Annotated in this window: 21 protein-coding genes; 4 read left to right on the top strand and 17 right to left on the bottom strand. The window is 52.4% G+C overall.

Features of this window, described 5'->3' with window-relative positions; genetic code table 11:
• Positions 1-30: 30 nt before the first annotated feature.
• From gntR to INT22_RS11730, 5 genes are all read right to left on the bottom strand, one after another.
• A complete protein-coding gene (gntR, locus tag INT22_RS11750; protein WP_089040895.1) occupies positions 31-1,026 on the bottom strand; it encodes a gluconate operon transcriptional repressor GntR in 996 nt (331 codons plus the stop codon).
• A 132-nt stretch (positions 1,027-1,158) separates the two neighbouring features.
• Positions 1,159-1,683 carry a gluconokinase gene (locus tag INT22_RS11745; RefSeq protein ID WP_089038802.1) on the bottom strand — a complete coding sequence of 175 codons (525 nt, stop codon included), beginning with the start codon at positions 1,681-1,683 and terminating at the stop codon, positions 1,159-1,161.
• Between the two features lie 12 nt (positions 1,684-1,695).
• Positions 1,696-2,976 (bottom strand): TRAP transporter large permease, encoded by a 1,281-nt coding sequence (locus INT22_RS11740; protein ID WP_089038803.1) that lies wholly within the window; start codon positions 2,974-2,976, stop codon positions 1,696-1,698.
• A gap of 2 nt (positions 2,977-2,978) precedes the next feature.
• The gene (locus INT22_RS11735; RefSeq protein ID WP_193068263.1) at positions 2,979-3,605 is read right to left on the bottom strand and encodes a TRAP transporter small permease; all 627 of its coding nucleotides are present in this window, start codon (positions 3,603-3,605) and stop codon (positions 2,979-2,981) included.
• A gap of 72 nt (positions 3,606-3,677) precedes the next feature.
• Positions 3,678-4,751 carry a TRAP transporter substrate-binding protein gene (locus tag INT22_RS11730; protein ID WP_193068262.1) on the bottom strand — a complete coding sequence of 358 codons (1,074 nt, stop codon included), beginning with the start codon at positions 4,749-4,751 and terminating at the stop codon, positions 3,678-3,680.
• Positions 4,752-5,000: 249 nt separating this feature from the next.
• Between INT22_RS11730 and INT22_RS11725 the strand changes: the two genes are divergently transcribed.
• Together INT22_RS11725 and INT22_RS11720 are read left to right on the top strand one after the other, a co-directional pair.
• Positions 5,001-5,450 carry a MarR family winged helix-turn-helix transcriptional regulator gene (locus INT22_RS11725; protein WP_089038806.1) on the top strand — a complete coding sequence of 150 codons (450 nt, stop codon included), beginning with the start codon at positions 5,001-5,003 and terminating at the stop codon, positions 5,448-5,450.
• A 142-nt stretch (positions 5,451-5,592) separates the two neighbouring features.
• A complete protein-coding gene (locus tag INT22_RS11720; protein WP_193060485.1) occupies positions 5,593-6,018 on the top strand; it encodes an organic hydroperoxide resistance protein in 426 nt (141 codons plus the stop codon).
• On the opposite strand, the gene INT22_RS11715 is transcribed toward INT22_RS11720, so the two are convergent.
• The gene (locus tag INT22_RS11715; RefSeq protein ID WP_193060486.1) at positions 6,015-6,710 is read right to left on the bottom strand and encodes an aspartate/glutamate racemase family protein; all 696 of its coding nucleotides are present in this window, start codon (positions 6,708-6,710) and stop codon (positions 6,015-6,017) included. The two genes, INT22_RS11720 and INT22_RS11715, sit on opposite strands and share 4 nt — an antisense overlap.
• A 154-nt stretch (positions 6,711-6,864) precedes the next feature.
• Between INT22_RS11715 and yghU the strand changes: the two genes are divergently transcribed.
• A complete protein-coding gene (yghU, locus tag INT22_RS11710; protein ID WP_089038809.1) occupies positions 6,865-7,728 on the top strand; it encodes a glutathione-dependent disulfide-bond oxidoreductase in 864 nt (287 codons plus the stop codon).
• Positions 7,729-7,889: 161 nt separating this feature from the next.
• On the top strand, positions 7,890-8,120 hold the full coding sequence (locus INT22_RS11705; RefSeq protein WP_089038810.1) for a DUF2798 domain-containing protein: 231 nt from the start codon (positions 7,890-7,892) through the stop codon (positions 8,118-8,120).
• A gap of 208 nt (positions 8,121-8,328) precedes the next feature.
• On the opposite strand, the gene INT22_RS11700 is transcribed toward INT22_RS11705, so the two are convergent.
• From INT22_RS11700 to INT22_RS20890, 11 genes are all read right to left on the bottom strand, one after another.
• Complete coding sequence (locus INT22_RS11700) at positions 8,329-8,646, bottom strand: DUF6693 family protein (RefSeq protein WP_089038811.1); 318 nt, start codon at positions 8,644-8,646, stop codon at positions 8,329-8,331.
• Between the two features lie 179 nt (positions 8,647-8,825).
• Complete coding sequence (locus INT22_RS11695; protein WP_319022069.1) at positions 8,826-9,617, bottom strand: lipid A deacylase LpxR family protein; 792 nt, start codon at positions 9,615-9,617, stop codon at positions 8,826-8,828.
• The gene (locus INT22_RS22140; RefSeq protein WP_446718947.1) at positions 9,548-9,754 is read right to left on the bottom strand and encodes a lipid A-modifier LpxR family protein; all 207 of its coding nucleotides are present in this window, start codon (positions 9,752-9,754) and stop codon (positions 9,548-9,550) included. The genes INT22_RS11695 and INT22_RS22140 overlap by 70 nt, the downstream gene beginning before the upstream one ends.
• A gap of 255 nt (positions 9,755-10,009) precedes the next feature.
• Positions 10,010-10,549, bottom strand: a complete 540-nt coding sequence (locus INT22_RS11690; protein WP_193068261.1) for a YaeQ family protein — start codon at positions 10,547-10,549, stop codon at positions 10,010-10,012.
• Positions 10,550-10,673: 124 nt separating this feature from the next.
• Positions 10,674-11,291: a LysE family translocator gene (locus INT22_RS11685; protein ID WP_193068260.1), complete on the bottom strand. Its 618-nt coding sequence runs from the start codon at positions 11,289-11,291 to the stop codon at positions 10,674-10,676.
• Between the two features lie 100 nt (positions 11,292-11,391).
• The gene (locus INT22_RS11680; RefSeq protein WP_038482272.1) at positions 11,392-12,165 is read right to left on the bottom strand and encodes an enoyl-CoA hydratase-related protein; all 774 of its coding nucleotides are present in this window, start codon (positions 12,163-12,165) and stop codon (positions 11,392-11,394) included.
• Between the two features lie 121 nt (positions 12,166-12,286).
• A complete protein-coding gene (locus INT22_RS11675) occupies positions 12,287-13,135 on the bottom strand; it encodes a 3-hydroxybutyryl-CoA dehydrogenase (RefSeq protein WP_193068259.1) in 849 nt (282 codons plus the stop codon).
• 18 nt (positions 13,136-13,153) lie between these two features.
• A complete protein-coding gene (locus INT22_RS11670; protein WP_193068258.1) occupies positions 13,154-14,785 on the bottom strand; it encodes an acyl-CoA synthetase in 1,632 nt (543 codons plus the stop codon).
• Between the two features lie 46 nt (positions 14,786-14,831).
• On the bottom strand, positions 14,832-16,205 hold the full coding sequence (locus INT22_RS11665; RefSeq protein ID WP_193068257.1) for a solute carrier family 23 protein: 1,374 nt from the start codon (positions 16,203-16,205) through the stop codon (positions 14,832-14,834).
• 198 nt (positions 16,206-16,403) lie between these two features.
• Positions 16,404-18,194, bottom strand: coding sequence for an acyl-CoA dehydrogenase (locus tag INT22_RS11660; protein WP_193068256.1), 1,791 nt, complete (start codon positions 18,192-18,194; stop codon positions 16,404-16,406).
• Positions 18,195-18,374: 180 nt separating this feature from the next.
• A partial coding sequence (locus tag INT22_RS20890; protein WP_226912654.1) for an MFS transporter occupies positions 18,375-19,096 on the bottom strand: 722 nt, incomplete at its 5' end.

Raw genomic sequence — 19,096 nt, 5'->3', positions numbered from 1 at the left:
TTTGCTGGCTCGCCGCTAGCTACCCAGAAGCTAAAGTGTTTTACCCGTCTCAATTCGATACCCCAAATCCATGATTTGGTGTTCAGGTACTTCGCCACGAATGCGTGACAATAGCGCTTTCGCAGCGGCTTCCCCAATGGCTTGCCGAGGTGTAATAACGCTAGCAAGGCGCGGGCTCATCGCCTGGCCGACATCGTGGCCATGAAACCCAGCAATCGCCATCTGTTCGGGGACATTGATGCCATGGCGCAAACACTCAAAGTAAGCCCCCACCGCAACATCGTCGTTGGTGCAGAAAACACCATCGGCACTAGGGTGATCTCGTTGAATTTCCTGCATGAGCGCCGCCCCGACGCTGTAGGAAGAGCGCTGACTGCTCTGCAGCGTTATCGGCGTTAACCCTTGCTCTTCCATCGCTTGGCGATAGCCTTGCTCACGCTGGCGTGTCCGCTCATCCAGACGCACAGCCAGATAAATCACCTGACGCCTGCCACGGCGAATCATCTCACTGACCATATCGTAAGCGGCCTGCACGTTATCGTAACCCACCGCCTGCTGCAGTGGTGGGCGACGGGTATCCATAATTTCCACAATAGGAATACCGGCTGTCTCCAACATTCGCAGGCTACGCGGCGTGTGATCGCGGTCAGACAAGATGACGCCATCCACATTATAAGAGAGCAGCGAGGCCAAACTGCGCTCTTCAAGCTCAGGGCTGTAACCGTAGTGAGACAGCATTAAGTGATAACCGGCAGGCTCGGTGTACGCTTCGATACCGACAATGACATCAGCAAATACCTGGTTGGTCAGCGATGGTACCAGCACGCCGATAGAGTGGCTGGTTGCCCGAGAAAGCAGGTCTGGTGCCCGATTGGGAATATAGCCAATCTGTTCAGCAACGCTAAAAATACGTTCGCGAAGCCCTTCCGATACCGTTTCAGGGTCTCGCAAGCAGCGACTGACGGTCATTTTTGTCGCATCAACGCGATCAGCAATATCTTGTAATGTCGGGCGTTTTTTCTTCAATGGCGTCACTGACTGTTCTGTTAAGTGCGTAAGTCTGTTAAGTACGTAAGCCTACTAAATACAGGTCTGTAAAATGCGCAGGGGCCATACCATAGCGAATAGTACGGCCCCTCGCCTATCCCATCCTTTAGCCTAATGAACGCGTAGCGTAGGCGCTAGCGCCGCCGTAAAGTGCTCGACAATCTCGCTAGGCGATAGCGCAATGGAGACGGTCATCGCTTCATCACTGCTTGGCGGCTCTAAATCGGCGAGCTGGCTTGCCAGCATATTATCACCTTTAAAGAAGTGCCCTGCCCTGGTTGCTAACCGTTCACGCAGAAGCGCATGGCTTCCTTCTAGATATAAAACATGCAGCGCAGGGTCACCTTCGCGCAGGCGATCCCGATAGCGTTTTTTAAGGCCGGAACAGGCGATGACCACGGACGCATTGCGCGCTTTATGAGCCGCGAACAAGTCAGCAAGCGTTGCCAGCCAGTCACGACGATCGTTGTCATTGAGTGGCGTGCCGCTGGCCATTTTCGCCACATTAGCCGGTGAATGATGGTCGTCACCGTCAATAAACGTTGCGCCCAGCGCTGCTGCTAACTGCTGTCCGATATGCGACTTCCCTGATCCAGAAACGCCCATGACAAGAATACGATGTGATGGCTTATTCACTCGATGCTCCTATCAATTGCCGCGCACGGCGGTGAGGTCAGGCAGCCAAGTAACGATGCCAGGGAACGCAATCAGCACCACCAGAACAACGATCAAGGCGGCGTAGTAAGGCAGCATGGCTTTTACCAGGGACTCCATAGACACCTTGCCGACACCACACCCAACGTACAGACAGGTACCAACCGGCGGGGTTAACAACCCAATGCCTAAAATAAAGGCCATTAGAACGCCAAAGTAAGCGGCATCAACACCCACCGATGTCACGATCGGTGCAAGCATTGGCGCCATAATCACCATGGCTGGCGTTAGGTCCATTACAAACCCCACCAATAGCAGTAGCCCCGCCACGATCAGCAGCAGCAAAAACGGCTCCTGGGTAATCGCCTGTACTTGGCGCACTAAGGTTTGTGGAACCATGTTAATGGTTAAAAACCACGCAATAACGGTGGCAAAAGCCAACAACATCATCACCATGCCAGTGAGCCTTGCGGTACGAATTAACATACCGCCCAACTCGCTGAGCTTAAATTCACGGTATACCAGCAAAGAAATGAACAGCGAGTAAAGCAAAGCAGCCACAGCGGCTTCAGTGGCAGTAAACACGCCGCCAATAATGCCGCCAATAACGATCACAGGGAGCACCAGCGCTAACCAGGCATCCTTAAACGCTTTCCACAACCGATCCCAACGGAATTGGCGAACGCCGCCACCCTGCTTGCTCGCCAGAATAAAGGTGGTCACCATGAGCGCGGCGCCAATTAACAGGCCAGGCACAATCCCCGCGATAAACAGACGACTGATCGACGTCTCGGTAACAATGCCATATAAAATAAGCGGTATAGACGGTGGAATAATAATGCCGATCACCGACGACACGGTGTTAATCGCCGTGGCATTTGCGGCGGTGTAACCTTGCTGTTTCATCGATGGGATCATCATTGCGCCAGTCGCTGCGGTATCCGCAACCGCCGAGCCGCTGATCCCACCAAAAAACATCGAACCGGTAATCGCTACCTGACCAAGTCCGCCGCGCATAAAGCCAACTAACGCGCCAGCAAGCTCCATCAAGCGTCGTGCAATACCACCATTACTCATCACTTCGCCGACGAGAATAAAGAAGGGGATCGCCAGCAGCGGGAAGCTATTTACGCCACGAATTGACTGCTCAATCATAATCGATAGCGGGATATCAGACAGCACCGCCATGACTAAGGCTGCTACCCCTAGGCCAAACGCAATCGGCAAACCAATCACAATAGACGCCAATAATATGGCTAGAAAAATCCACAGCATGATTAACGCTCCCCTGGTAAGTCAGCCGATTGGCGATGCGGTTGACGGATAACTCCCACGCTGACCCACATACGCCAGAGCGATACCGCCGCGATAAAAATGACGCACAACACCAACGACAGGCTGACCAAACTTAGCGGTACGCCCATGATCGCGGAGCGTCCACTTGAGCGCGTGAGCACTTGATAACCGCCCCAAATCATCACTAGCATCAGCCCACTAATAATCAGGTGTTGTAAGCAATAGAGCATGTGCGCGACACGCAACGGCAACCGTCTCACCAGCGCATCGACAGCAATATGCTCATAGCGTGCAAACGCCGCCGCTGCGCCGATAAAGACCAGCCAAATAAACAGCATGCGCGCCAGCTCATCGACCCAAGGCAGTGAATGATTGAACACAGAGCGGCCAACGACATTACTGGAAACCGCGACAATCAGCGCCGCCAAAATAGCGCCAATCAAATACTCCATAGCGAGTGTTAACCAGCGGAACAGCGCAGGACCCTGACGCGTCTCAGTATCAATCTCAAGCAGCTTGCGATTAGGGTCGTTCAAATAAACCGACGGATCTTCCAACGATGGTGCTGTAGAAGTCACCGCGTTTGGGGGAGTAGAAGAGGGTGTCATAAAAACTCCGAGGGGCGCTGACAAGTCGGGCAGGCGTGCGGGCCTGCCCGATGGTGCGCGATACGTAGCAGATTAGTGGCTGCTGTCTTCCACGATTTGTTGGATTTCAGCAATCAGATCTTCACCGATACGCGGCGCCCACTCTTCATAAACAGGCTGCACGGCGTCTTGGAAAGCGGCTAACTGCTCATCATTTAAGCGGGTAATTTGCATACCGCGTGCTGCTAACTGTTCACGCGACCAGTCGTCATACTCGGCAGAAAGTTGGATTTCGTACTCAGCCGACTGTCGGGCGGCTTCCTGCACCAGCGCTTGATACTCAGGTGCCATGCGGTTCCAGGTACGCTCGGAAAGCATCATGATAAATGGCGTATAAACGTGGCGTGTCTCGGTGCCGTAATCCTGCACTTCATTGAAGTTAGAGGTAAGGATGGTGCTCCACGGGTTTTCCTGACCGTCCACAACGCCTTGCTCAAGCGCCGAAAATAGCTCGCCGAAGGCCATTGGTGTTGGGTTGGCACCTAACGCTTCCCAAATTGCCAGGTGAACCGGGTTTTGCATGGTGCGCACGCTCAGGCCGCGGACTTCCAGGCCAGCCACATCTTCTGGCGATTCGACAGGGCGTGCGCTGTTAGACAGCTGACGATAGCCGTTTTCAGAGAACGTCAGCGCTTTTAAACCGGTACCCTCGAACGCATCCAGCATTCCCTGAGCCACGTCACTCTGCATAACAGCCACTGCGGCTTCTCGGCTCGGTAGTAGGAACGGCAAATCAAATGCTGAAAGTGCCTCCACGTACCCAGTCGTTGCCGAGCTTGAAGGATAGGTCATATCCAAGGTGCCGGTTTGCAGCATTTCCATCATTTGGACATCGTCGCCCAACTGACTGTTGGGAAAAACATTGACCGTAATACGACCATCGGTACGTTGCTCAAGAATTTCACCGAAGTACTGGCTAGAGAGAAACTGCGGCGATGTTTCGGACAGGCCAATGCCCATACGCAAGGTGTGACTGCCGTGGTCAGCCACTACGTCGCCTTCAATCGCGGGCGGATCAGAAAGTTCAGGGCCTTGAGCATGTGCCATGCCAAAAGTCAGAGTGGTCGCGCCGACCAGAGTAAGCGTGCTGCGCCAGATCGTTGTCATGACGTTATCTCCAGAATAGTCGTTGTTGTTGGTTGGCTATTTACCGAAAGGCTATCGAATCGTATCGGCCATCAGGTTTGCAGTTTATGTTCCAACAAATTGTTACCGGTAACATCCGATACGTGAAGGCTAGCTATCGCAACACGCGGTGTCAAAACAAAACGACCAACTTACGACCAACGTCTAGGGATAGCTACTCACTTCCCCGCGCGCTACATTACGCGTTATGCACCCTGTCCTGGAGTCGACATGCCAGCGCTAGACCCTTGTAGCGAATTAGAGCTAGATCACCAGCTCTGCTTTGCGCTGTATTCAACATCACTGATGATGACCAAAGTTTATAAACCTCTGCTCAAAGAGCTGGGGCTCACTTACCCGCAATACCTCGCCATGCTGGTACTGTGGCAAGAAGATGGCCTAACAGTAGGTACCCTAAGCAAACGCTTACTTACAGATCCTGGCTCGTTAACGCCGCTACTAAAGCGACTTGAAAGTGATCAGCTACTTATCCGGCAGCGTAGCCTGCAAGATGAACGTGTCGTCGAGTTATTCCTGACCGATAAAGGCCGCTCGCTTCGTGAACAGGCGCGCCATATTCCCAGCTGTGTGGTCAACGCCAGCGAAAAGTCGGTTGAAGCACTCAACCAACTGAAAGAGGATTTAGTCCAACTGCGCGAAAACTTACTTAAGGTCAAGTAACCAGCTGAACGTTGTGGCCGGGTAGGTAATTTCTTCACCCATTCACTTGCGCGCAAAATAAAGCTGCACTAAATTAAACCCCCAAACACACGTTTGGCTCATAACAGCCATGCCCATAACAACCAGGTTTAGGAAATAATCTATGTCTATTGAAACTGTTGCTTACCGCGCACATGCTCACGCCACTGGCGGCCGCGAGGGCTATGCTAAGTCCTCTGACGGCGCGCTGGATGTTCAGCTCAGCACACCCAAAGAGCTAGGTGGCGCCGGCGGTGCAGGCACCAATCCCGAACAGCTGTTTGCTGCAGGCTACTCTGCTTGCTTTTTAGGTGCTCTTAAGCACGTCGCCAGCCAGGAAAAAGTTAAACTGTCCGACGATACCCAGATCGATGGCAGTGTCGGTATTGGCGCTATTCCTACCGGTTTCGGCATTGAAGTTGAGCTAAAAATTAGCTTGCCTGGTTTGGAAAAAGACGTTGCCCAAGCACTGGTCGATAAAGCCCATATTGTGTGCCCCTACTCCAACGCTACCCGCGGAAATATCGATGTCACTCTGACGCTGGTTTAATTACCTAGCGCCCAAGCCACCGCTTTGCTTGCGTGCAGAGCGGTGGTGTCATACAGCGGTATCTGGGTGTGTTTCTGCTCAACCAACAGCGCTATCTCGGTACAACCTAGAATGATCGCCTCGGCGCCCTGCTGGTGTAGCGACGTCATAATATCCAGATAACGCTCACGCGATGAGGCGTGGATATGACCATGGCATAGCTCGTCGAAAATGACCTGGTGCACCTCGGCACGCTCTTGCTCATTCGGAATGACGACATCAATCCCAAAGCGCTCTTTTAAGCGCGCCTTGTAAAAGTCCTGCTCCATCGTAAAACGGGTGCCTATCAACCCAACCCGAGTCACGCCATCACTCTGACATTTTTCCCCGGTAGCATCGGCGATGTGCAAAAAGGGAATCTGAATAGCGGCTTCAATCGCAGGCGCGACGTTGTGCATGGTATTGGTGGCCAACAGCAAACACTCTGCCCCAGCCTCTTCAATACGTTTGGCAGCGCTTGCGAGTAACTGGCCAGCAGTTTGCCAATCGCCCTGCTGCTGCAAGGTTTCTATTTCAGCAAAATCAACACTTACCATCACAATCTGCGCTGAGTGAAAACCGCCAAGAGCCTGATTAATCCCTTGGTTTAGCGCCTGATAATAGCTTTGTGTCGACTCCCAGCTCATACCGCCTAATACGCCAATAGTCCGCATCACATTTCTCCATGGTAAATAACTATTTATTATCAGACTAACAACCCACTATCCTTGTACCCACATTTTAAGGCCCCATAACGCCTTAGTAGCCGCAACATTTCGGGTGAGTCGCCGCACCGCCCTTTTTTATTGTAGGAATAGCGAGGACATCATGAGCGACAACACGACCTATACGCCACCGCGGGTTTGGAAATGGGAACCTGGTAACGGTGGAAAATTCGCTAACATCAATCGCCCCGTTGCTGGTGCGACCCACGAGAAAGTATTACCCGTGGGCAAGCATCCGCTACAGCTTTACTCTCTGGCAACCCCAAACGGCGTGAAAGTCACCGTAATGCTTGAAGAGCTGCTGGAACAGGGTATTAAACAAGCGGAATACGATGCTCACCTGATACAAATTGGCGAAGGTGATCAGTTTGGCAGCGGCTTTGTTGAGGTAAATCCTAACTCTAAGATTCCAGCGCTAATGGATCACAGCACCACTCCGCCCCAGCGGGTCTTTGAGTCAGGTGCGATTCTGCTTTATTTAGCTGAGAAATTTGCTGCGTTCTTACCCAACGACCCAGCGAAGCGGACCGAGTGCCTATCCTGGTTATTTTGGCAAATGGGCAGCGCGCCCATGCTGGGTGGTGGCTTTGGTCACTTTTATGCTTACGCACCAGAAAAATACCAGTACCCGATTGATCGCTATACCATGGAAGTGAAACGTCAGTTGGATGTATTGGATCGTCACTTAGCAGATAACCGTTTTATGGCGGGTGATGAGTACACCATCGCAGATATGGCGATTCACCCATGGTACGGCGCACTGGTAAAAAACCGCGTGTATGAAGCCGCTGAGTTTTTAGACGCCCATACCTATCAGAACGTCTTACGCTGGACCGATGAGATTGACGCACGCCCAGCCGTTCAACGTGGCCGAATGGTTAACCGCACCTGGGGAGAGCCTGGCGAACAGCTCCACGAGCGCCACGATGCCAGTGATTTTGATCACAAGACCGAAGATAAACGTTAAACCAAGGACAACTGTGAACCGGTAAGGCGGCCGCATTGGCTAACGATCGCTAAGGATGGCGATTTACCGTGTTCCACTATCGCTCTTTACTGCATTATCGATCCTGATTTAGTTAGCGATTTTTACTTCATTATTCATAGTGTGTCTGACAGAGGCAGTCCATGTTTGATCCAAAATACGCCCAGCTGATATTTTCTTTCTTAATGGCACTGTTTATGTCGTGCATTATGTCGCTGGTGATTACGCTCTACAATGTCGGCTTCATTGAAGGCATTGTCTTTGTTTGGCTGAAAGCATGGCTCTTTGCTTTTGCAGTTGCTCTACCGGTAATTAACCTCGTATCGCCTATTGTACGGCGATTGGTTAAGGTGCTTATTAAGCATCCACACTGACTGTTTATACTAACCGTTCACACCAATCATCCGGACTCGGCACTACAGGGGCACCTTCACTCACCGGCAAAGCGCTCAAAATAAAGCCTTGTGAACCCAGCTCTAGCGCTCCTAGCGGAGTCAAGAACTGGGCAGACACTAGGCTTTCATCTACCTAACGATTGAGCCGCTGAGTGGCAAAAGCCTTTGAAAGCAGCACTTCTTCTAGTTACTGGACGCGAGAGTTATTCAGTGCGTAATTCCAAACACGATAGAAATAAAAAATATACCCAAGCCCAAGCGTCAAAACTGAGATAATCATCCACAAAATGATATGACCAATATTGCTAAAAATATTGATATCACACACCATCTTACGTTCTACGCCTGTTGCTGTATCCACCACTGAAGTACGATTAATCACAAAGCGTGAAAACGAGTAGGGGAAGAAAAACAGTGCAATCCCGAAAGTAATAATCGTTAGCACGACCCAAATCAGCAAGTGGCCAACAATATCTAGAATAGAGAGATTCGCTTTAATATTCACGGTGCGTCCTTAAGTGTTAAGAAACAAAGTGCCGCAGATTACCACTGTCGACTACTCCCGTCAGCGCAGTTAATTGCATAAGTGTATTTCACAAGAGGAAACACTCCCTTTCGTCATACTGACGGGCGTATCGATAATACGTTGATTGCTTCTGTTTATCGCGTCTGTTTATCACCACTCTAAAAACGTCTCGTTAACGTAATCGCACCGAATTTGTCCTGCTCATCTTGTCCATCAAACTCACGAGTACGCTGAACAGCAGCATACGTTACTTGCCAGTCCTCCCAGGCCATGGCAAGTCCTGCGGAGGCTTCAGCTACCCATTCTTCACGGTCAACGGAGTGGCTATCTCTGAATGTATTACCATCCAGTGTTAGGTTCTGCGCCATGTAATAGCCTTCTACATTTGCAAACAGATACCACTGCCACCCACGATGGCCACTCATTAGATGACGGCTACCCGGGTTGGGTGTCAGCGCAGGAATACCTTCGGCATCATCTCCCCAGCGTACGCTATAGCCAGCACTAGCATAGGTATATAAGTTGCCTAACGCTGCCCCCACACTGGGGCCGTGGGAGAACTGTTTACCGGCTAGCGGTATGTCACTCCACCATTGGCGACGAACGGTTAAATTCACCAGCGCCTCATCGCCCAGCTGATTTTGCCAGCCTCGGGGACGATCGCTATCGGTGACACGGTGTACTTCGCGCTGAATACTGTCAGCAAGAGAGGATGGCCCCACGAGCCCAATATCGAGATGTAAATCGGTCGCTTGCGTCCACTGCCCCATCGGCACGTCTTCATAGAGCGACACTCCGCCGTAGACAAGACCTGCATAGGGGCGATCATCCTCGATCAACGCGCGACGCTCGATATTGTTCGGCGTATAAATCTGGTGAATCAAACGATAAGACGCCTTATCCGCTTGGCCGATAAGACTATCGGGCAGCGCTGTCGCAAGGCGTTGCACCCACTTGCTTCTTGCGGCGTAAAGGTCCAGTTAAGCTCAAAACCACTGGTAAAGTGACCGTCATCACTGCTGGCAAGGCCATCATTTTCAAACTTTACCGACAGGGAGCTGTCGCTAGCCACGGCCAATGCGGGCATTAGGCTTAACGGTAAAATAACAAGCAGCACCTTCCTGCCTAGAGCAGAGGTATTATTCATAGCTCAATCCTTGAGTATTGGGGAAAGCAAGAGCGATCAATTATTAACAAACATGAATGATTGTATGTAATGGCACGAATAGATAGCAAGCGAACTTTCTTGCTATCTACATCGCTAACTCACTGCCTATCACGACATCCTGTCGTGAAAAAACGTCGCCACACCATGCATGGCCACTCGCTAGCTTTGAACTTTCTAACGATCACGGAGAAGCCACTGAGGAGTGACTTCATGCTGGCCATTTTCATCGGTAATGAACAGCGAGCCGTCGCTGATCATGACTGCCCAGTTAATGGACCGTGGCAGACCCTCTGCGATAGTAGCAAGTGCCTCTTGCGGTAGCCCCGCTACATGTACATTCTTAAGCGACGCCACCGCCGGTAGCACTTTATTTTCCCAAAGATCTACTCGCCCATAAGCTAATAGTGATACTCGCTCCGCACGGCGTGAACACCAAGTAAGACGCTCGGCGTCCGGCAAACCGACTTCTATCCAATGCAGCACGCGGCCATCCAAGCTTTTTTCCCACAAGGCGGGTTCGTCCACATCGGAAAGGCCACGACCAAAAGCGAGCGCTTCGCTGTACCACAATAGGTAGGCGATTAAACGTGCGCACATCCGGTCTTCGGTTTCAGAAGGATGCCGAGCCACGGTAAAACGCAGCGTCTCATAGACATTGCGATCAAGGTCGGTCAGGTTAACATCAACTTTGTAAGGGGTAGCACTCAACGCCATTGGAAATATCCATCTAAAATTTGCGCCAGTGTAGCGGATTTATCGAAACACAGGGCATATCCGAAGCGCTGTGAATAAGTAAAGCACAGGATGGGAAATTAAATCCGTCGATATAAAGCCCCTCTTAACGCGCCGCCTGAGCTAGGGTATTGCCTCCTAATCCCATTAATACGCCGCCGCCAATGCGTTGAATCAACCTGGAGGAGCCATGGGACTTTTGTAGCCACTCCCGCAGCGGGCTAGCCAGCAGCACCACCATGACATCTGCCGAAGAGAACAACGCATTAGTGGCGATACCCAGCCAAAGCAGTTGCCATGCCACCGGTATGGCGCTGTCGGGCTGAACAAATTGAGGTAGAAACGCTACGAAGAAGAGCGCCGTCTTAGGGTTGAGCACTTCGACCAGAAAGCTGTCACGCAGTACGCGCTTAGTGGTCGCCAGTGGAACTTCGTCGCCATGAGAGCGAATGCCCTGCTTCCAGAGACGCAGCCCCATCCAGAGCAGGTAAAGCCCACCGATGACCTTCATCGCTATGTAAGCTGGCGGAATAGCCGCAAACAGTAGCGCCAAGCCTAGCGCGGCAGCAATCACGTGGACGTAGCAACCGATATGCACACCGATAACTGCTAACCATCCTGCCCGTCGGCCTCGCCCCAGGGTTTGCGCTGCGGTGTACAACATCGCAGGTCCGGGTAGGTAAGCAAAACCAAGCGCGGCGAGGATAAACGCGGCCCATTGCATCGTGGCAACTCCATAGAGAGTTAAGATAGTAAGCCTGAGAATAAAACGGGGGTGGCGCAAGCGCCACCCCCTAAAGAAGTAAAAATGAATAAGTGAACGCTTAGAAGTTGGGTTTGCGCTTCTCAACGAAAGCGCCCATGCCCTCTTTCTGCTCTTCGCCAGCAAAACAGAGCGCAAATAGGCTGGTTTCCAGCGCCAAAGCGCTATCAAGGTCTTGATCTAACCCATCGTGAACGGCTTGCTTCGCGCCGCGTACTGACAACGGGCCATTGCCTTTAAGTTGCTTGGTGAGCTCTTCTACATAACTTTCCAGCTCAGCCTGGGGCATAACACGGTTGACTAGCCCAATGCGTAACGCTTCCTGAGCATCGATTTTGCGGCCAGTGGTTACCAGATCAATCGCCATGGCAGGACCAACACGACGCGGCAAACGCTGGGTGCCGCCAAAGCCAGGAATCACACCTAGCAACACTTCTGGCTGGCCGAAGACAGCGTTGTCGCTAGCTACCGCCCAGTCGCAGGCCAACGCCAATTCGCAGCCGCCGCCAAGGCAAAACCCGTTCACTAGCGCGACCACCGGCACGGGCAATGTTTCTAAGCGCTTGATAGTCCGCAGTGCCTGGGTAGCGAAAGCACGCGCTTCTTCTGGCGTTTTATCGCGCATTTCAGTGATATCAGCACCGGCAACAAACGACTTTTCACCAGCACCGGTAATGATGACAGCGCGTAAACGTGGATGCGTTTCAAGCTCCACAAGATAAGCTTCTAAGGCACTCAGCACGTCACTGTTCAGTGCATTCAATGCCTTAGGGCGATTAATCGTTAGGCGTACTACACCGTCGTTATCAACTTTTTCAATCACTGCATCGCTCATACAGGCTCCTTAATTGTTATTACGCATTTAAAGTGAACACCTACCAACCCTAGCGAACGCTTGGTTGGTAGGCAATCACTTCTTTTGTCGCGCTTGACTGACCTGATGCGCTTACGCGTGCTCACTCGTATATATGGAAGCCGCGACCGCTCTTACGTCCCAGATACCCTGCATCCACCATACGCTTCAGCAACGGGCAGGGACGATACTTCGGATCGCCAAAGCCTTCCTGCAACACGTTCATGATCGCCAGACAAACATCAAGGCCAATCAAATCCGCCAGCGCCAATGGTCCCATTGGATGGGCAGCGCCAAGCTTCATCGCTTCGTCGATGGCCTCTGGCGTTGCGGTTCCTTCTTGAACAATAAAGGCGGCTTCATTAATCATCGGCACCAACAAGCGATTAACTGCAAAGCCTGGCGAATCACCAATCGGTACCGCCGTTTTACCCAGCGCCTTTGCCAACGCTTCTATGCGCTCAACGGTGGTATCAGAGGTCTGCTCGGCACGAATCACTTCCACTAACTTGAGCACCGGCACGGGGTTAAAAAAGTGCATACCCACTACCCGCTCGGGTCGCTCACACACAGCAGCCAACCGCGTTAGTGAGAGTGACGAAGTGTTAGAGGCAAGAATAGCATCGCTGCTTAAATGACTCAGATCACGAAACAGCTTTTCTTTCAGCGCGGGTTGTTCTGGTGCGGCTTCAATAATAATACCGCAGTCACTCAACGCTTCGAGATCAGTGGTCGTGGAAAGCCGCGCCAGCGCTTCCTGCTTAGCTGGCTCGCTGATTTTCTGTTTCGCGACCAGCTTGCCAAGGCCTTTATCAATATTAGCCTGAGCGTGGGTAAGCTGCTCATCGGCGACATCAAAGAGACGAACCGTAAAACCACTGGCAGCGACGACCTGAGCGATCCCCTGCCCCATGGTGCCTGCTCCCACTACACCGATTGGTTGTTCACTCATCGTTATTTATCCCCTGAATCAGTGCTGTTTCGCTTCTTCGCGCAAAACAAATTTTTGAATTTTGCCCGTTGACGTTTTTGGCAATTCGCTAAAAATGATTGTCTTCGGTACTTTGAAGCTCGCTAAATGCTCTCGGCAATGGGCAATAATGTCGGCTTCGGTAATTTCACCATAACCGATTTTTAATTTAACAAACGCGCATGGAGTCTCGCCCCACTTTTCATCGGGCTTGGCCACAACGGCGGCTTCCTCTACCGCTGGGTGGCTATAAATGGCATCTTCTACTTCAATAGTGGAGATATTCTCACCGCCAGAAATGATGATGTCTTTAGAGCGGTCTTTAATTTCGATGTAGCCATCCGCGTGCCAAACCGCGAGATCGCCGGTGTGATACCACCCTCCTTCCAGGGCTTCCTCAGTAGCTTCGGCATTCTTCAGATAGCCCTTCATTACGTTGTTGCCGCGCATCAAAATCTCACCGATGGTCTCGCCATCTTTTGCGACGGGCTCAAGGGTCAACGGGTCGGCAACACAAAGCGCTTCAAGCATGTGGTAACGCACCCCTTGGCGCGCCTTGATTTTGGCACGGGCTTCCAGCGGTAACTCATTCCACGATTCACGCCAAGCACACACCGTCACCGGGCCATACACCTCGGTTAACCCGTACACATGGGTCACTTCAATACCAAGTTTCTCTACACCAGCAATCACTGATGCAGGCGGTGCGGCACCCGCCGTGGTCACTTTAACGGGATGATCAAATTCACGCTTCTGATCAGCAGGCAGGTTGACAAGGCCGTTCAGTATAATCGGCGCACCGCTGAAGTGCGTGACCTTCTCATCCACAATCAGGTCGTTGATCCGCTTTGGATCAACTTTGCGCAGGCACACGCTAACACCGGCGTTGGCGGCAATTGTCCAGGGGAAACACCAGCCGTTACAGTGGAACATCGGCAGGGTCCAGAGGTACACCGGATGATGCGGCATGGCCCACTCTAAGATATTGCTGACCGCGTTTAGGTAGGCGCCACGGTGATGGTAAACCACCCCTTTGGGCTTGCCCGTGGTGCCCGAGGTGTAGTTCAGTGAAATAGCTTGCCACTCATTTTCAGGCAGTTTGTAGGCATAGTCAGCATCACCTTCGGCGAGCAATGCTTCGTACTCAACCTCACCGATGCCTTGAGTTTCGCCTAAAAACTCCAGATCGAAAACGTCAATAATCAGCGGTTTATCGTCTAATAAGGCAACGGCTTCGTTGATGACCTGTGCAAATTCAGGGTCAACAAGAACGGCTTTCGCTTCACCATGGGCCAACATGTAGCTGATTGCTTCGGCATCCAGGCGAATATTCAAGGTATTGAGCACGCAGCCAGTCAGAGGCACCCCAAAATGGGCTTCAAACATCGCCGGAATGTTAGGCAACATCGCCGCTACCGTTTGGCCGGGCTGAAGGCCGCGTTTTTCAAGCGCCGACGCCAATTGGCGACAGCGGGTCCAGGTTTCTGCCCAGGTGCGGCGTGTTGTGCCATGCACAACCGCCGGGTAATCGGGATACACCGCCGCCGAACGCTCAATAAACGTCAACGGAGAGAGCGGTACATGATTAGCAACGGTGGGCGGCATGCCCTGCTCAAAAATGGATGCGTTCATAAATCACCTTTTATGTTGATCGTTTTGGTGTTGGTCATCTTTATCGTTAGCGCTGATTTTGCTCTTCCGCGTCTTGGGTAGCCGAAGGCTCACGCCCGAACATATTTGTTTTTTGCACTAACACGTACAGTACGACTCCAGCGGCTAACCCCCACCCTGCACCATATACCGCCAGCACGACGGCCATCGTGCCTGCAACGCCACGCTCAGCAGTGGTTTTAGTCTGTTCAATACCCACCATTAAGCAAATATAGCCAGTCAGCAGCAGCGTAAGCGAGAGTGCAATGGGCAGCACCGGCTGAAACATGCTGACCAATGGCAGGGTGAATAGCGCAATAAAGCCGGTAATCCAGAAAGTGCCACCGCCGCTATAAATCGATTCCATCGCATGGCGGCCATTTTTATAACGCTCTGCCATGGTGGCCGTTACAGCCGTCCAGATCGGGCCCGCTAAACCAGGATAGGGAGCAAAGAAAGCATGCATGCCGTTACGAATAGCGGTGACGTGGTGGATACGATCCGTGCTGTAGTCGATTTTTTCATCGCTACGAATATGGTCAACACGAGACATCAACGTCCGCCCGACGACAATATCGCCGAACGCGATGACGTAGGCGATTACCGCGGTGGGTATGGCCAGCATAAAGACATCAGCGCTAGGAAAGCCGACCGTAAAGGGTAGGTAGTTCCACATCTCGGTGAAGTTCGGCTGGGTAATCCCCCACTCAATAGTAGGGCGTGGGTACTCACCTATCGCCCAAGCCACCAGGATCGCAATAATCATGCCTGGCACCATGCCGTAGTTGGCAATTTTGCGCATGATCGCGTGATCTTCTACCCAGCGCTTAAAGGCCACCGAAAAAAGCATAAATATGGCAATTAACATACCAGCGATCAGTGATACCGGAGTCTCAGCTAAGCGCCCGCCTTGCTGTATTTCACCAGTAATAGCCGCAATACCGGCACCGATAATAATGCCTGCCTGGAGGGAGTTAGGCACCAAGTGAACCAGCTTACGGCCTAGCCCAGTGACTCCTAAAATTAAGAAAATCAGAAAGACCAAGAATTGAAGTGCGAACAGCGCCTGAATAGCCGCTGGGCCTGGCTCAAAATCCCCTAGGAAGGCTAACACCACCGGCACCGCAGGCGTAATCCAACCTGGCACCATTGGCACGCCTAGCAACGCAGGAAGCATAAAGCCGACGCCGCACACCACCACATAAGCCAAGGCAACATCATAAGGTAAACCAAGGTACTGCTCTAAAAGCGGAATCATCGCCAGGCTAACGACAAACATGATGAGTCCTTGAATCATCTCCGCCATTTCCCAGCGATAATGGACAAAGGGGAGCCGCACTTTAAATGGCCCTAAGGGCCAATATGGCTGCTCTTCGCCGTGCTGGCGGTGCTTAAGTTGCATGAAGTACTCCTTGGTTTGAGTCATTAATGTTGTTGTGAACCGGGAAAAAGAGTCAGCGCGACAATGCGCATAGGCACACTGGCGCGGCTAAGCACAACGATACGTTTTAAAACGACCGTTTCATTGCGTCTTAACGTAAGCCGCCGACCCAATGGCCGGCGGAAATGAGTGGTTAAAGCACTTAGGCCTTACAGTGGTTTATGGCGTTAATTCGAAATCACTCAGGCACTGCATACCCGCTTCGATAACCGCGCGTTGCGCGCGGCCAGCAGGCAGCCACTGGGTGATAACAAAGTTGGCGCTGGACAACTTGACGCGATAAAACGGTTCATCGCTGCCTTTTTGCAGCGCTTTGGTCGCGTGAAGTGCAGCGTTGCCCATTTGCCAAGCACATAGCACATGGCCAGCTAGGTTGAGCAACGGCGTTGCATAGGCCTGCACTGCATCTGGGCCAGTTTCCGGGTCGCTGCCTTGCTCAAGCACAAGCTGCATGGCGGCACGCAGATCATCGGCACCGACTGCCAGCGCACTGCCCATACCCGCAAGGCTAGGCTCTGAACGCATTGTCTCAGCGGTTTTTTGCACTTCATCAATTAACGCAGATAACGCAGCTCCACCATCACGCTGTAACTTACGCCCCGCCAAATCGAGGGCCTGAATGCCATTCGTGCCTTCATAAATAGGCGCGATTCGTGCATCTCTAAGTAGCTGGGCAGCGCCCGTTTCTTCCACATAGCCCATACCGCCATGTACCTGAATACCCATTGAAGCGATATCCACGGCTTGGTCGGTCGAAAAGCTTTTGACGATAGGGATCAGTACATCGGCGCACGCCTGAGCAGCTTGGCGCTCGCTGTCGCTTTCACTGTGCCGGGCAAGATCAAGCTGGCCAGCGCAGTAAAGCGCCAGAGCACGAAGGGCATCGGTGCGGGCGCGCATTGAAAGCAGCATCCGGCGCACATCTAAGTGATCGCTGATCGAGCATTCGTTACCACCACGAGATTTAGGCGCTCGCCCCTGAGTGCGATCCAAGGCGTAAGCAAACGCATGCTGGCAAGCACGCTCAGCCACCCCAATACCTTGAATACCCACTTTGTGGCGCGCTTCGTTCATCATGGTGAACATGTGGTTAAGACCACGTCCCTCTTCACCCACCAGATACCCGATAGCGCCGTCGTTTTCGCCAAAGCTTAAGGTGCAGGTAGGCGAACCATGAATGCCCAGCTTATGCTCGATAGAGGCGCAGGTGACGTCGTTGCGCTCGCCCAACGAGCCGTCTGCGTTAACCAGGAACTTCGGCACTAGGAACAGCGAAATACCCTTGTTGCCTTCGGGCGCATCGGGTTTTCGCGCCAGCACAAGGTGAATGATATTTTCGGCGGCGTCGTGTTCGCCCCAGGTGATATAGATTTTTTGGCCGCTAATGCGGTAATGGTCGCCTTCGGGGATGGCTTTGGTACGTACTTTAGACAGGTCGGAGCCTGCCTGAGGCTCTGTCAGGTTCATGGTACCTGTCCAGGTACCTTCAACGAGCTTGGGGAGATAGGTCGTTTTTAGCATCTCACTGCCATGATGCGCCAGTGCTTCGATTGCACCTGCCGTCAACATGGGGCAAAGACCCAAGGCCATATTGGCACCGTGAAGCATTTCTTGAACAGCGCTGGCGACCACCTCAGGTAGGTTTTGTCCGCCTAACGCTTCCGAAACACCAATGCCGTTCCAGCCGCCTTCTACATACGCCTGATAGGCCGCTGCGAAACCCTCTGAGGTGGTGACACTGCCATCGGTGTGGCGCTTAGCACCTTGTCGATCACCGACACTATTTAGCGGCCCCCACACATCGCCTGCAAGCTTTGCTGCCTCTTCCAGCACCGCCTCGACCAAGTCGGGCGTGGCTTCTTCGAAGCCAGGCAGTGCAAGCGAGCGGTGCGCGAGTAGCTCTTCGAGTACAAAACGTAAATCGCGTACCGGCGCGGCATAATAATTCATGGCAAAACCTCAGAGAAAATCGGTGATAAATAGCAATTAGTAAAAACACTATCACAAATAGTAGTTTCACTACTTTCATCACACCATTAGCCCAAGGTCTCACCTGTTGAATTAACGTCAGTCCGCTAGCTGCGTTTTTGGCTACGTTTTTAGCTACGTTTCACCCACTCCCAGCACGGGTTATCGACGCGCCTCCGTTTCCACATCATCGTAATAAACAATATGAGTTTGATCTTCTGAGGGCGGGCCAACGATGGGTTCAACAGCATCCACGTCAGGTATAACATCAGAAAGGTCTTCCAGGTGCTCATGCTCGAGCGCGCCTTGCATCAGCTCCTCAGTAACCACTAGCTCGGCACCTGCTGCGGTCATCGGCGTTGTCGGTGTAAAGGGAGCCACAGGAACTGGCGCAGGCCGTACACTGCGACGCCAGCTGAAAAATACAACAAAAAACAGGCTCAGCGAGCCAAACGCCCAGAACAACCCAGCATCGCCCATCGCGGTCATTACTGGAGAAATCATGAGCGGGCTGATGGTAGCCCCAATAGAGTTGATCAATAGCAGGCCCTGGCTCATGCGTACCAGCGCTCCCGCCGGAGCACGGTCGGCGGCATGGCTAACCGCCACCGGGTAAAGCGCAAAGACACCGCCACCGAGTAAAAACAGCAGCGCCGCCAGTAAGGGGGTCGACATCGGAAGCCATATCATGGCCGCGGAAATCACCACACAGAAAGTGCTGATGGCGATCAATACGATTTGGCGGTCGTGACGATCAGACCAGCGTCCAATCGGATACTGAAGCAACATGGCGCCAAGAATCACGACGGCCATCATTTGCCCCACCTGGTTGACGCTCATACCAATGCGCTGCAAATACAATGGCAGCAAGGTGTAGGCGGCAG

This window comes from Halomonas sp. 3D7M (assembly GCF_014897885.1).
Taxonomy (GTDB): Bacteria; Pseudomonadota; Gammaproteobacteria; order Pseudomonadales; family Halomonadaceae; genus Vreelandella.
The sequence above is the reverse complement of the archived record's forward strand: the minus strand, read 5'-3'. Positions and strand labels throughout refer to the sequence as shown.